The organism is Ameyamaea chiangmaiensis, assembly GCF_013376175.1.
Lineage (GTDB): Bacteria > Pseudomonadota > Alphaproteobacteria > Acetobacterales > Acetobacteraceae > Ameyamaea > Ameyamaea chiangmaiensis.
Map to the genome: position 1 here is coordinate 1 of NZ_JABXXR010000077.1, position 12764 is coordinate 12764.

Annotated in this window: 12 protein-coding genes and 2 tRNA genes; 4 read left to right on the top strand and 10 right to left on the bottom strand. The window is 65.5% G+C overall.

Features of this window, described 5'->3' with window-relative positions:
* From HUK82_RS10290 to HUK82_RS10335, 10 genes are all read right to left on the bottom strand, one after another.
* Window positions 1–326, bottom strand: a 326-nt coding sequence (locus HUK82_RS10290) for a GcrA family cell cycle regulator (RefSeq protein ID WP_218061566.1), incomplete at its 3' end; no start/stop codon positions are given.
* A 160-nt stretch (window positions 327–486) separates the two neighbouring features.
* On the bottom strand, window positions 487–1671 hold the full coding sequence (rnd, locus tag HUK82_RS10295; protein WP_176613876.1) for a ribonuclease D: 1185 nt from the start codon (window positions 1669–1671) through the stop codon (window positions 487–489).
* Between the two features lie 134 nt (window positions 1672–1805).
* Window positions 1806–2210, bottom strand: coding sequence for an ATP synthase F1 subunit epsilon (gene atpC / locus HUK82_RS10300; RefSeq protein WP_176613877.1), 405 nt, complete (start codon window positions 2208–2210; stop codon window positions 1806–1808).
* A 25-nt stretch (window positions 2211–2235) separates the two neighbouring features.
* Window positions 2236–3717: a F0F1 ATP synthase subunit beta gene (gene atpD / locus HUK82_RS10305; RefSeq protein WP_176613878.1), complete on the bottom strand. Its 1482-nt coding sequence runs from the start codon at window positions 3715–3717 to the stop codon at window positions 2236–2238.
* Window positions 3718–3749: 32 nt separating this feature from the next.
* Complete coding sequence (locus tag HUK82_RS10310; protein ID WP_176613879.1) at window positions 3750–4631, bottom strand: F0F1 ATP synthase subunit gamma; 882 nt, start codon at window positions 4629–4631, stop codon at window positions 3750–3752.
* 16 nt (window positions 4632–4647) lie between these two features.
* Entirely contained in the window at window positions 4648–6183 is a 1536-nt protein-coding gene (gene atpA / locus HUK82_RS10315) for a F0F1 ATP synthase subunit alpha (RefSeq protein WP_176613880.1), read from the bottom strand.
* On the bottom strand, window positions 6183–6797 hold the full coding sequence (locus tag HUK82_RS10320; RefSeq protein ID WP_176613881.1) for a F0F1 ATP synthase subunit delta: 615 nt from the start codon (window positions 6795–6797) through the stop codon (window positions 6183–6185). Before HUK82_RS10320 ends, atpA begins: the two co-directional genes overlap by 1 nt.
* 121 nt (window positions 6798–6918) lie before the next feature.
* Window positions 6919–7971 carry a LacI family DNA-binding transcriptional regulator gene (locus HUK82_RS10325; RefSeq protein WP_264802218.1) on the bottom strand — a complete coding sequence of 351 codons (1053 nt, stop codon included), beginning with the start codon at window positions 7969–7971 and terminating at the stop codon, window positions 6919–6921.
* Window positions 7972–8158: 187 nt separating this feature from the next.
* Complete coding sequence (locus HUK82_RS10330; RefSeq protein ID WP_176613883.1) at window positions 8159–9532, bottom strand: MFS transporter; 1374 nt, start codon at window positions 9530–9532, stop codon at window positions 8159–8161.
* An 81-nt stretch (window positions 9533–9613) separates the two neighbouring features.
* A tRNA-Gly gene (locus HUK82_RS10335) sits at window positions 9614–9687 on the bottom strand.
* A gap of 213 nt (window positions 9688–9900) precedes the next feature.
* Between HUK82_RS10335 and HUK82_RS10340 the strand changes: the two genes are divergently transcribed.
* From HUK82_RS10340 to HUK82_RS10355, 4 genes are all read left to right on the top strand, one after another.
* Window positions 9901–9977 (top strand) — tRNA-Trp (locus HUK82_RS10340).
* 151 nt (window positions 9978–10128) lie between these two features.
* Window positions 10129–10308, top strand: a complete 180-nt coding sequence (gene secE / locus HUK82_RS10345; RefSeq protein ID WP_176613884.1) for a preprotein translocase subunit SecE — start codon at window positions 10129–10131, stop codon at window positions 10306–10308.
* A gap of 5 nt (window positions 10309–10313) precedes the next feature.
* Window positions 10314–10844, top strand: coding sequence for a transcription termination/antitermination protein NusG (gene nusG / locus HUK82_RS10350; RefSeq protein WP_176613885.1), 531 nt, complete (start codon window positions 10314–10316; stop codon window positions 10842–10844).
* 184 nt (window positions 10845–11028) lie between these two features.
* Window positions 11029–12764, top strand: a 1736-nt coding sequence (locus HUK82_RS10355; protein ID WP_176613886.1) for a transglutaminase family protein, incomplete at its 3' end; no start/stop codon positions are given.

The window sequence follows — 12764 nt, forward strand, 5'->3', positions numbered from 1 at the left end:
GGTGGCGTCGGGACAACAGCCTCCACGGCAGGCGCCACGGCCACGTCGACCCGAGTCGCGTTGTCCGCCGCGGCCGCCACGGGGCTGTCGTCCACCACATCCTGCGCGGCGTCGAGCGGTGCGGCGACCCGGGCGCGCGACGGACGGGGCGAGCCCTCGGAAGCCTGACGCCGGATCGGCGAAGGACGCGGCGGAAGGCCCAGTCGGTGCGCCTTGCCGACGACGGCGTTCTTCGTGATCTCAAGCTGGCGACCGATCTCGGCCGTCGACAGGCCTTCCTGCCAGAGGGCGCGAAGGCGGGCGATCAGCTCCTCGGTCCATTCCATGATGGCGTTCCCTACACTGCGATTTCCGGCAGAATAGACACATCTTGTGGGCCCCTCAAGGAGAACACCACAAAATGTTGTGGACAAGGGTGAGCATAACCACCCAAAAACCTCGGGAACAACCGGTGGATAACACCGCCCGGCTCCCTGACCGCGACCATCAGGACCGGATCAGGCGCACCTTGTTGCCTTCGACGCCCAGAGACAGCCGCCCCTCCCGCAGCGCCACGGCATCGGCGCCGAAGACTTCGCCCCGCCAGCCGTGCAGCACCGACAGCGCCCCACCCGACCCGAGGGCGAGCGCGTCGATGTCCTCGGCACTCGCGACAAGCTTGGGTGCGACCTGGTGCGCCTCGCACTTGGCCGTCAACAGCACCTTCAGCAACGAGACCAGCGCCGGCGAAGGCCGCGCACCCTCCTTGCCTCCCTTGGCCGGGCGCGGCAGATCGCTCTCCGGCAACGCCAGCGCCTCGCTGATCACCGCGAGCAGAGCAAGCCCGCTCTTGCCCTCGGCAAATCCGCGCGTGACGCCGCGTACGCGGGCAAGGGCCACCGCATCGGTCGGCGTCGTGGCCGCGACCTCCAGAAGGCTCTCGTCACGGATAATGCGCTGGCGCGGCACATCGACGCGTTGCGCTTCGCGCTCCCGCCACGCCACGGTCGCCCGCAGCACGCCCAGCATCCGGCGATTGCCCGTGCGCGGCCGTAATTTCTCCCACAGGGTCTCGGGATTGGGACGAAACGTTTCCGGGTCGTTCAGAACGGCGAGTTCGGATTCCATCCAGCCGGACCGCCCTTCCTCGTCCAGACGGGCCGCCAGCTTCTGATAGACAACCCGCAAATGCGTCACGTCCGCCGCGGCATACGTCCGTTGCGCGTCCGTCAGCGGACGTGCCGACCAGTCGCTGAAGCGATGAGCCTTGTCAATCGCCGCACCCGTCAGGGCCCCGACCAGCGTGTCATAGCCGACCTGATCGCCGTGGCCCGCCACCATCGCCGCCACCTGCGTGTCGAACAGCGGCGTCGGCAATGCGCCGAACTGGTGCAGAAAAATCTCCAGATCCTGTCGCGCGGCGTGAAACACCTTCAGAACCGCCTTATCCGCCAGCAACGCTCCCAGCGGCGCCAGATCCAACCCCGGTGCCAGCGTATCGATCAGTGCGACATCCTGCTCCCCGGCCAGCTGGACCAGACACAGTTCAGGATAATAGGTGCGCTCGCGGACGAATTCCGTGTCGATCGTAACGTAGGGCTCAGTGCGCAAGCGCTCCACAAGCGCGGCAAGGTCCTCTGTGGTCGTGATGAGAGCCGTAGACGGAAAAGGTGAGCGCGATGTGCTGGACATGCCCTCTGTCTGGCACGCTCGTCGCGGACGGGCAACGGTTTGCGGACATGTTCTACTGCCGGGACCGCCCCAAAACAGAATCGCCGCCTCAAGAGGCGGCGATCATGAAAGAGCCTGCGACGCGGGCGTTTGGGCTACTGCCCGGCGGCCTCGACCTCGGCACGGGCGGACTGCACAGCCTCCTGCAGAAGGTCTTGCGCCGGGACGTCATCCTTGTCCGCGCGATCCACGGCGGCCTCGGCAGCCGCAAGGCGTGCCGCCGCGTCCTGGGGCGACAGGTCGGCGAGCTTTGTAGCGCTGTCGGCAAGAATGGTGCACGAATCGCCGCGGAAATCGGCAAAGCCGCCCGCTACGAAATAGCGGTCCGTAACCGTGCCGCCGTCGTGCAGGTCGACCACACCGCCGCGCAGCAACAGCATCAGCGGCGCACGACCCGGCATGGCGGCGATGTCACCTTCCATGCCCGGAACGACGGCCATATCGACCTCGCGCGAGACCAGCACCCGCTCTGGGCTGATGATGTCGACTTTTACCGGCATCGCTTCTTCTCCCGCAGAACCGGCGTCAGGCCGATTCCTTCATCTTCTCGGCTTTGGCGACCGCTTCGTCGACCGAGCCGACCATGTAGAAGGCACCCTCAGGCAGGTGATCGTATTCACCCGCCACGATCGCCTTGAAAGAGCGCACCGTGTCTTCCAGCGATACGAGCTTGCCCGGCGCGCCGGTGAACACTTCAGCCACGTGAAAGGGCTGCGACAGGAAGCGCTGGATACGACGCGCGCGCGCAACGATCTGCTTGTCCTCCTCGGACAGCTCGTCCATGCCCAGGATCGCGATGATGTCCTGCAGCGATTTGTAGGTCTGCAGGATCCGCTGCACGTCGCGCGCAACCTTATAGTGCTCCTCGCCCACGATCTTCGGATCGAGCGAGCGCGAGGTCGAGTCGAGCGGATCGACGGCCGGGTAGATGCCCATCTCGGCGATCGAGCGGTTCAGCACCGTGGTCGCGTCAAGATGAGCGAACGTGGCGGCCGGAGCCGGGTCGGTCAGGTCGTCGGCCGGCACATAGACGGCCTGAACCGACGTGATCGAACCCTTCTTGGTCGACGTGATACGCTCCTGCAACGCACCCATCTCGGTTGCGAGCGTGGGCTGGTAGCCCACCGCGGACGGGATACGCCCGAGCAGAGCCGAGACCTCGGAGCCCGCCTGCGTGAAGCGGAAGATGTTATCGACAAAGAACAGGACGTCCTGCCCTTCTTCGTCACGGAAATACTCCGCCAGCGACAGGCCCGACAGCGCGATACGCGCACGCGCGCCCGGCGGCTCGTTCATCTGGCCATAGACCAGAGCGACCTTGGAACCTTCAGTCGTGTTCTCGCCGAGCTTGATGACGCCCGCGTCCTGCATTTCGTAATACAGGTCGTTGCCCTCGCGGGTACGCTCGCCCACGCCGGCAAACACCGACACGCCGCCATGCGCCTTGGCGATGTTGTTGATCAGTTCCTGAATGATAACGGTCTTGCCAACGCCGGCGCCACCGAACAGGCCGACCTTGCCGCCCTTCAGGTAGGGGCAGAGAAGATCGACCACCTTGATCCCGGTCACGAGAATCTCGCTCGCGGCAGCCTGCTCCTCGAACGAAGGGGCCGGACGATGAATTTCGTACTGCTTCGTCGCAACGATCGGACCCCGGTCGTCGATCGGCTCGCCGACCACGTTCAGAATGCGACCGAGCGTGCCGGGACCGACCGGCACCTTAATCTGGGCACCGGTATCGACCACTTCGGCGCCACGCACCAGACCGTCGGTCGTGTCCATGGCGATGCAGCGCACTCCGCGCTCGCCGATTTCCTGCGCGACCTCGAGCACGAGCGTCTGCCCGTTCAGGTTGACGTGCAGTGCGTTCAGAATGAACGGCAGCGTGCCCTCGAACTGCACATCGACAACGGGGCCACGCACCTGCGTGACGCGGCCGACATTGTTGGTTGTCTGCGACTGGGCCTGTGTCGACACAGGAGCCCCGTCAAACGTGGTTTCCGACATAAATTATGCTCCTGCGACGAGGAGATCGTGTCTCAGACGGCTTCGGCGCCCGAGATGATCTCGATCAGTTCATTGGTGATGTTGGCCTGACGCGTACGGTTGTACTTCTGCGTCAGACGATCGATGGCCTTGCCGGCATTGCGCGTCGCACTGTCCATGGCGGTCATACGCGCGCCCTGCTCGCCCGCGGCGCTTTCCAGCATCGCGGCGTAGATCTGGATCGCGAGATTGCGTGGCAGCATGCGCGCCAGCAGTGTCTCCTCGTCCGGCTCGAACTCGTAGATCGGGGCGTCAGGCGCCTTGCGGTCGTCATTGGCACCCGAGGTCAGCGGAACGAGCTGCAACTCGGTCGGCACCTGCGACATCACGTTGACGAAGCGGTTATAGACCAATGTGCAGACGTCGAACTTGTTCGCCGACAGCAGTGCGACCAGCTTGTCTCCGAGGTCGGAGGCCGCCGAGAACGGCACCTCCTTGCCCGAAGATCCCGGCAAACGCTCGATGAACAGGTCGCCGTAGTCGCGCACCAGCATGTCCGCGCCCTTGCGCCCCACCGGCAGGATCCGGACGGTCTTGCCCTCAGCCTGCAGGCGGCGCACCAAGTTGCGCGCCGCACGCGCGGCATTCGCATTGAAGCCACCCGCCAGACCACGATCACTTGTCATGACAATGACCAGATGGGTCTGTTCGCGTCCCGTACCGACCAGCAGAGGCGGCAGACCCGGCGCATCACCGACGGCTGCTGCGGCCTCGCTCATCATGCGGCGCATCGCGGCGGCATAAGGGCGAGCCGCCTCCGCACTCAACTGCGTGCGGCGCAACTTCGCCGCCGCAACCATTTTCATCGCGCTGGTGATTTTCCGCGTCGATTTGACGCTTCCGATCCGCGCGCGCAGTTCTTTCAAGGAGGGCATGAGCGCTTACGATCTCTCAGGCGTTGAACTGCTTTCCGAACGTCGTCAGGAAATCTGACAGCGCCGTTTCAGTCTCCTTGGAGATCTGCTTCTGCGTGCGGATCGCATCGAGGATGCTCTTGCCCGAGACGTGCATCTCGCTCAGCAGCTGCCGCTCGTAGGTCGTCACCTTGTCGACAGGCACGGCGTCGACGAAGCCACGCGTTCCGGCGAACAGAACAACCACCTGCTCCTCGACGGCCAGCGGCGATGTCTCGTTCTGCTTGAGCAGTTCGACAAAGCGGGCGCCACGGGCGAGCTGCTTCTGGGTCGCGGGATCGAGGTCCGACGCGAACTGGGCGAACGCCTGCATCTCACGATACTGGGCCAGTTCGAGCTTGATCTTGCCGGCGACCTGCTTCATCGCCTTGATCTGCGCGGCCGACCCGACGCGCGACACGGAGCCGCCGACATTCACGGCCGGACGAATACCGCGATAGAACAGATCGGTCTCAAGGAAGATCTGGCCATCCGTGATCGAGATCACATTGGTCGGAATGTAAGCTGAGACGTCACCGGCCTGCGTTTCGATCACCGGGAGCGCGGTCAGTGAACCCGCGCCGAACGCGTCCGACATCTTTGCAGCGCGCTCCAGAAGACGCGAATGCAGATAGAACACGTCGCCCGGGTAGGCTTCACGTGCCGGGGGCCGACGCAGCAGCAGCGACATCTGGCGGTAGGCAACGGCCTGCTTGGTCAGATCATCATAGACGATCAGCGCGTGCATGCCGTTGTCACGGAAATACTCGCCCATCGCGCAGCCGGCATAGGGCGCGAGGTACTGCATCGGCGCCGGATCGGACGCCGTGGCGGCGACGACGATGGAATATTCCATCGCACCCTGCTCCTCAAGCGTACGGACGAGCTGGGCGACCGTCGAGCGCTTCTGGCCGATGGCCACATAGATGCAATAGAGCGATGTCGTCGGATCACCGTCGCGGTTGACCGACCGCTGGTTGACGATGGTGTCGATCAGGATGGCGGTCTTGCCCGTCTGACGATCGCCGATCACCAGTTCGCGCTGACCGCGCCCGATCGGCACCAGAGCATCGATCGCCTTGATACCGGTCTGCATCGGCTCGGAAACCGACTGGCGCGGCATAATGCCGGGCGCCTTGACTTCAGCGCGCGTCATGGTGACGTCGGTGAGCGGACCCTTGCCGTCGATAGGGTTGCCCAGTCCGTCGACCACGCGACCAAGAAGACCCTTGCCGACCGGCACTTCGACCACCGTGTCGGTACGCGAGACGGTGTCACCCTCGCGGATGCCGACGTCGTCGCCGAAGATCACGACGCCGACATTGTCGGCTTCGAGGTTTAGGGCCATGCCGCGCTGGCCGGTGGCCGGAAACTCGACCATTTCGCCGGCCATGACGTTCTGCAGACCGAAGACGCGGGCGATACCGTCGCCAACCGACAGGACCGTGCCCGTCTCGGCCACATCAGCGCCCGTGTCGAAGGAAGCGATCTGCTGCTTGAGGATATCCGAAATCTCGGCGGGACGGATTTCCATCACGCGGCTCCCTTCATGGCGTTGTTCAGGCGGGTCAGACGACCCTTGAGGCTTGTGTCGTAGCGACGGGCGCCGATGCTCACGACCAGACCGCCAAGAAGCGACTCGTCGACGCGTTCGTGAATGGCAACCTGGGAATAACCGGCGTCCGCGAGACGAGCGCGCAGCTGAATGCGCTGCACATCGGTCAGGGGCTGTGCCGTCGCAACGTCGGCCGTGATCTCGCCCCGACGGGCGGACACAACGGCAAAGAAGGCGGCAAGGATAGCGTGCAGGCGCGACAGGCGACGGTTGGCCGCCACGACACCTACGAAATTGCGCACGAGTTCGCCGAACCCCTCACGCTCGAGAATCGTCTGCATGGCCTTTGCCGCATCCGTCGGCGCAATCGTCCGGTCCGACAGAAAGGCACGAAGGTCCTTGCTGCCGTCGATCAGCCCCTGCAGGGCCTGCACCTGCGCCAGAACCTCATCGAGAGCATGCCGATCGGCAGCGAGATCATACAGGGCAATCGCGTAACGCGCGGCCATACCGTGGGGGACGCCTGCAGCGGCATTCATCCCTGTCGTCGTGGCATCAGCACCCAAGGTCCGGTTCTTTCCATCCTGCGTCATGAACGACTTACCGGGCCGTAACAGCCCGCTTTCATGCGTCCCGGCCACCCGGCGCGGGCTTTAGCATCCCGCTCCGGGCCATGCAACCGGCACTGTGGCAGCATTGCCGGAGAATATCGAGTCACGGCGCGGTCTCTGCGACCGTGACATCGCGCGTGGTGGCAGGCCTGCGTGCCGCCGTCGTGGTCTCGCGCACCACCAGTTGCATCCCGACATCCACGACCCGGTCCGTCTCGCCCCGGCCACCCAGCACGTCGAGCAGCATGCGCCCGGCCCGCTCGCCCATCGCCCGGTAATCGACCCCCACCGTCGTCAGAGACGGCACCACCTCGCGCCCGATCTCAAAACTGCCGAAGCCGATCAACGAGAGATCGCGTGGAATGTCGATGCCACGGCGCCGGCATTCCATCATCGCACCAACACCCACGAGATCGGACACGGCGAAGACGGCCTCCAGCCCAGGAGCACGATCCAGAAGGTTCCCCATGGTGCGGGCGCCATGGGTGAACGACACTGGCGGGTCGCCCTGGCGCAGAACCCATTCGTCGGACAGGCCCGCCTCCAGCAGCGCATCGCGGAAACCATCGATGCGTCGGCCGCCGCGGTGATCGCGTGCCGTCCCCTCGCCCGCCGCACCGATCGCACCGATCCGCGTATAGCCGAGTCCGATCAGGTATTCCGCCGCCAGCCGTCCCGCCGCCCGATTCGAATAGCCCACGACCCGGTCCAGAGGACGGGTCGGCAGACCGGCGATTTCCACCAGCGGAATGGTTTCGCGATTGAGCAGACGCTGAAGGGAGACCGGCCGGGGCCCGCTCGGCAGCACAAGCGCCTCCGCCCGACGGGCCAGCATGGCCTTCACATGCCGCAGGAACACCGCGTCGTCGTAATCGGTGTAGCCGATCAGCACCTCGAACCCGTCACGGCGCAGCATGTCGGTCAGCCCGCGTGCGGCCTGAGCGAAATTGGTGTTGGTGATGGTGGGCACAATGAGCCCGACAAAGCCGCTGCGCCGGGTGGACAGGGCACCGGCCGCCCGGTCGGGTACGTAGCCGAGTTCGTCGATCGCGCGCGCGACGATCTGCCGCGTCTCTTCCTGCACGACCTCCGGCGAGCGCAAGAAGCGCGATACCGTCATGCGCGACACCCCGGCCAGAGCCGAGACATCGCGGATCGTGGGACGGGTGTCGACCGGTCGGTTTCGTGTACGGGTCGGCGCTGGAGAGACCGACGTCTGAACCCCGGTGTCGCCTGCCGCCCTGCCCGTCTTTTTCTTGTTCGTTTTTACGGCGGTGGACATGGCGCTCAGATAACCAGACTCTCGCGCCGAATGCCAGAGCATGGTCGGGGAGATACGACCCTCAATCGCCCGCAGGGGGGCGTTTCATGCCCGCCGCGCAGGCCAGAACGACCATGACGCCGACCAGCCCCAGCGACAGGCGCCACATGGTGTGGGACGCCGCGACCATGGCCCCGGCCGTGGTCGCCGATGCGATCAGACTGCCGCTGACGGCAACCCCCAGCGACGCCCCGATCTGGCGGCTGGTCGAGGCCATGCCAGCTGCGACTCCGCTGCGCTCGGGCGGCAGGCCGCCGATCGCCGCGTTGGTGATCGGGGCGTTGGCCATTCCATATCCCAGGCCGGACAGGCCGTAGGCCGAGAAGACGACAGCCCACGGCGTCGCGGGCCCGACGACCAGCAACACCAGAAGACCGGTCGCCAGACCAAAGGCCGAGACGAGCAACGGCACGCGCGCACCGAACCGACCCAGCAGACGCCCGGACAGAACGGCCCCGCCCACGATGCCGACGGCCGCCGGGACCGTGCACAGCCCCGCGCGGAGCGGCGTCAGGCCGCGCACGTCCTGAAGATAGAGCGTGTTGAGAAACAAGAACCCACCGAAGATCGCGAACACGCAGATGGCCGTCAGCAGCGCGGAGACCAGCGGCAAGGACCGAAAGGACGCCAGATCGATCATTGGCGCGCGAACCCGCCGCTCCACGACCACGAATCCGATCGCCGACGATGCCGCGCCGACACACAGCGCCACGACCAGGCCGTCGGCGCCGTGACGGGGCCATTCGATCAGACCTGCGATCACACAGAGTTGCACGAGCGCGGCCGTCAATTGACCCGGCACATCGATGGGTCTCGGGCGTTCGGCGCGCGATTCGGGGATAAAGAGACGGCTGAGCGTCCATGCGGCGAGACCGATCGGCACATTGACCCAGAACACCGCGCGCCAGCCGACACTGGCCGTCAACACCCCGCCCACCAGCGGCCCGACTCCAAGAGCGACGCCCGACATCGCGCCCCACACGCCGATCGCCCGCGCGCGTGCCACTGGCTCCCGGAACACGGAGGAAATGATGGACAGCGCCACGGGGTTGAGCATGGCACCCCCCACCCCCTGCACGGCCCGGGCCAGCACAAGCGTGACGGCATCCCAGGCGAGACCGCACAGCACGGAGCCGATCGAGAACATCACGAGGCCGGTCATGAAAATCCGGCGTCGACCAAAACGGTCCGCCAGCGCACCACCCAGCATCAGGCCGGACGCCACGACCAGCGAATACGCATCCACGACCCACTGCAGCGTGGCGAGCGGACCACCGAATGCCCGGTGGATCGACGGCAGCACGATATTGATGATCGTCACGTCCATCATCACGATGAACAGGCTCAGACAGCATGTCAGCAGGACGACATGCGGACGAATCGGGTGACGGGTCATGGGGTTCCGGACCTGGCGTCCGCCAACGGCGCCATCACGGTGTGCGTATCGCCGCGGACCGGAAGCGTCGGGGGGAGCGGATGGAGCGGGCGAAGGGAATCGAACCCTCCTCAGAAGCTTGGAAGGCTACTGCATTACCACTATGCTACGCCCGCCCATCGGCGCGATGTTTAACGCCGATGGGCGGGCGGACGCAACCCGGCATGAGCGGCCGGCCGCCAAAATTCATAAGGGCCGGACATTCCGTCACCTGCCCCCTTGACTTTGGAGCGCCGGCATATTCTTTTCCGCCACCTGCGCCGGGTCTTGGCGGCTGTCCTGCGGGGCGCGAACGCGCTATCGGAGGCGACGCCACAGGTGCCGATCGCAGGGGTGTAGCTCAATTGGCTAGAGCGCCGGTCTCCAAAACCGGAGGTTGGGGGTTCGAGACCCTCCACCCCTGCCAGATCGATCCCGGTCGGATTTCCGATGATCACGGTCGGTCGGTAACGGCGCGGGGCGTTGCAATGCGGCTCGCGGCCGCGTCCGCGCATTACGCGAGGGCGTCCGGCGGCGATCCAAGTCGATGTGAAGGGTGTCCCGTGTCGGTCAGTCCGATGAAGTTTCTGCAGGAAGTGCGCTCCGAAGCGGCCCGCGTGACGTGGCCCACACGGCGCGCGACGCTGCAGACCACAGCGGCGGTGCTCGGCATGGCGGCGCTGACATCCATATTCTTCTTCGTCGTCGACCAGGTCATCGGCCTTGGCGTGCGTGAACTGTTCGGACTGGGGGGCTGAGGGACATGGCGAAACGTTGGTACGTTGTCCACGTCTATTCGGGATTTGAAAAGAAGATCGCCCAGCACATCAAGGAGCAGGCGGAGCAGAAAGGTCTGGCCGATCACATCGACCAGGTGCTCGTCCCGCATGAAGAGGTGATCGAGGTCCGTCGCGGCCAGAAAACCAGTTCCGAGCGGAAGTTCTTTCCCGGCTACGTGCTGGTGAAGATGGAGCTGACCGACGAGGCCTGGCATCTGGTCAAGGATACGCCCAAGGTCACGGGCTTCCTCGGCAGCCGTACGAAGCCGTCGCCCATCACCGAGGCCGAGGCCGAACGCATCATGAAGCAGGCGCAGGAAGGCGTGGATCGCCCCCGCTCCTCCGTCACGTTCGAGATCGGCGAGCAGATTCGCGTCGCCGACGGCCCGTTCACGTCGTTCAACGGAACGATCGAGGAAGTCGACGAAGAGAAATCGCGCCTCAAGGTCAGCGTGTCGATCTTCGGTCGCTCAACGCCGGTCGATCTCGAATACAGTCAGGTCGAGAAGCTCTGAACCGTCGCGGGAGACACCGTTGGCAGTCCAGAAAGGGAGCATCTTCGGTTGCTCCCTTTTTTCATGCCCGGCTGCCGCCCGGCCGTGCCGCATGCCCCCATGAGGATCGTCGCAAAAGACCAGTTGGCAAACCCCGCCGCGCACAGGATAGTTTCGGTTCCGATAGTTCCGGGAAATACGGTTCATGACGCTGCATGTCGCGCTGACACATCATACACGCTATTCCTATGATCGGCCGGTCAGCCTTGGTCCGCAGACGATCCGGCTGCGGCCGGCCGCCCATGCGCGTACGCCCGTCCTGTCGTATGCCCTGAAGATCGAGCCCGCCGGTCACTTCATCAACTGGATGCAGGATCCGTCGGGCAACTGGCAGGCGCGTGTCGTGTTCCCCGAACGGGTGACGCACTTCGATGTGACCGTCGACCTGGTCGCGGACATGGCGACGATCAACCCGTTTGATTTTTTCCTGGAACCCCAAGCCGAGACGTGGCCGTTCGCCTACGATCCCGTCCTCGAACAGGAACTCGCACCCTATCGCCGCACGGAGGCACCGGGCCCGCTGTTGCAGGCGCTGATCGACGCGCATCCCGCCGAAGCACAGCGCACGATCGACATGCTGGTCGGCCTGAACCGCGCGATCCAGGAGCGCGTGACCTATGTCGTGCGGCTGGAGCCGGGCGTGTTCACGCCGGAAGAAACGCTCGCGGGGGGTAGAGGCTCATGCCGCGACAGCGCGTGGCTGCTGGTCCAGTTGCTGCGACACCTAGGGTTCGCCGCGCGGTTCGTATCCGGCTATCTGATCCAGCTGACCGCGGACGAAAAGCCGCGTGACGGCGGCGCGGAAGGGCCGGCGGCCGACTTCACAGATTTGCACGCGTGGGCGGAGGTCTATCTGCCCGGCGCGGGCTGGATCGGCCTGGACGCCACCTCCGGCCTGATGACCGGCGAAGGCCATATCCCGCTGGCCGCGACACCCGAGCCGGCCTCCGCCGCGCCGATCTCGGGCGGTGTCGATGAGTGCGAGACGACGTTCGATGTCGCGATGGACGTCACGCGCATCGCCGAAAGTCCCCGCACCACCCGTCCCTACAGCGATGCCACATGGAACAGCATTCTGGCCGCCGGCCGCGCGGTCGACGCCGATCTGACGGCGCAGGGCGTGCACCTGACCATGGGGGGCGAGCCGACATTCATCGCCGCCGACGACATGGACGCGCCCGAATGGAACACCGAGGCGCTCGGTCCGACCAAGCGGGCCTACGCCGGTCGATTGCTGCGCCGACTGGTGCCGCTGTGGTCGAAGGGGGCGGCGATCCAGCATCAACTCGGCAAGCATTATCCGGGCGAGCAGTTGCCACGCTGGGCGCTGCACTGCCACTGGCGGCCGGACGGGCAGCCGGTCTGGCGCAATCCCGCGTTGCTGGCATCCGACGATGACGTCGATACCGCGACCGAACACGACGCACGGCGCTTCTGCCGGGCGCTGGCCGATCGTCTGGGCGTCAACGAGGAACTGTGCACGCCGTGCTTCGAGGACGTTCATTACTATCTCTGGAAAGAGCATCGCCTGCCCGCCAACGTGCTGGCCGAAAAATCCCATCTCGCCGACCCGCTGGAGCGTGAGCGTCTGGCGCGCGTGTTCGGGCGCGGGCTGAGCCGGGAGTCCGGTTCGGTCCTGCCGCTGCGCGTGGTGGAGCGTGACGGCGTCCGGCGCTGGCAGTCAGGCCGCTGGTTCATGCGGGGCGAGACGCTTTTCCTCGTGCCCGGCGACGCGCCGATCGGCTTTCGGCTGCCCCTGCAAAGCCTGCCCTGGGCCGACACGGACTCGATCGAGCAGGACGTCCCGCCAGATCCCTTCGCCGCCCAAAGTGCCCTGCCCCCGCATCCGGGCCTCGCGCGACGCTCCGCGACGCCGTATTG

Coding starts and splice junctions, on each gene's coding strand:
- atpD (WP_176613878.1), bottom strand. CDS start 3,717: ATGTCGGAAACCACGTTTGACGGGGCTCCTGTGTCGACACAGGCCCAG.
- atpC (WP_176613877.1), bottom strand. CDS start 2,210: ATGCCGGTAAAAGTCGACATCATCAGCCCAGAGCGGGTGCTGGTCTCG.
- secE (WP_176613884.1), top strand. CDS start 10,129: ATGAAGTTTCTGCAGGAAGTGCGCTCCGAAGCGGCCCGCGTGACGTGG.
- HUK82_RS10320 (WP_176613881.1), bottom strand. CDS start 6,797: ATGACGCAGGATGGAAAGAACCGGACCTTGGGTGCTGATGCCACGACG.
- atpA (WP_176613880.1), bottom strand. CDS start 6,183: ATGGAAATCCGTCCCGCCGAGATTTCGGATATCCTCAAGCAGCAGATC.
- HUK82_RS10330 (WP_176613883.1), bottom strand. CDS start 9,532: ATGACCCGTCACCCGATTCGTCCGCATGTCGTCCTGCTGACATGCTGT.
- rnd (WP_176613876.1), bottom strand. CDS start 1,671: ATGTCCAGCACATCGCGCTCACCTTTTCCGTCTACGGCTCTCATCACG.
- nusG (WP_176613885.1), top strand. CDS start 10,314: ATGGCGAAACGTTGGTACGTTGTCCACGTCTATTCGGGATTTGAAAAG.
- HUK82_RS10310 (WP_176613879.1), bottom strand. CDS start 4,631: ATGCCCTCCTTGAAAGAACTGCGCGCGCGGATCGGAAGCGTCAAATCG.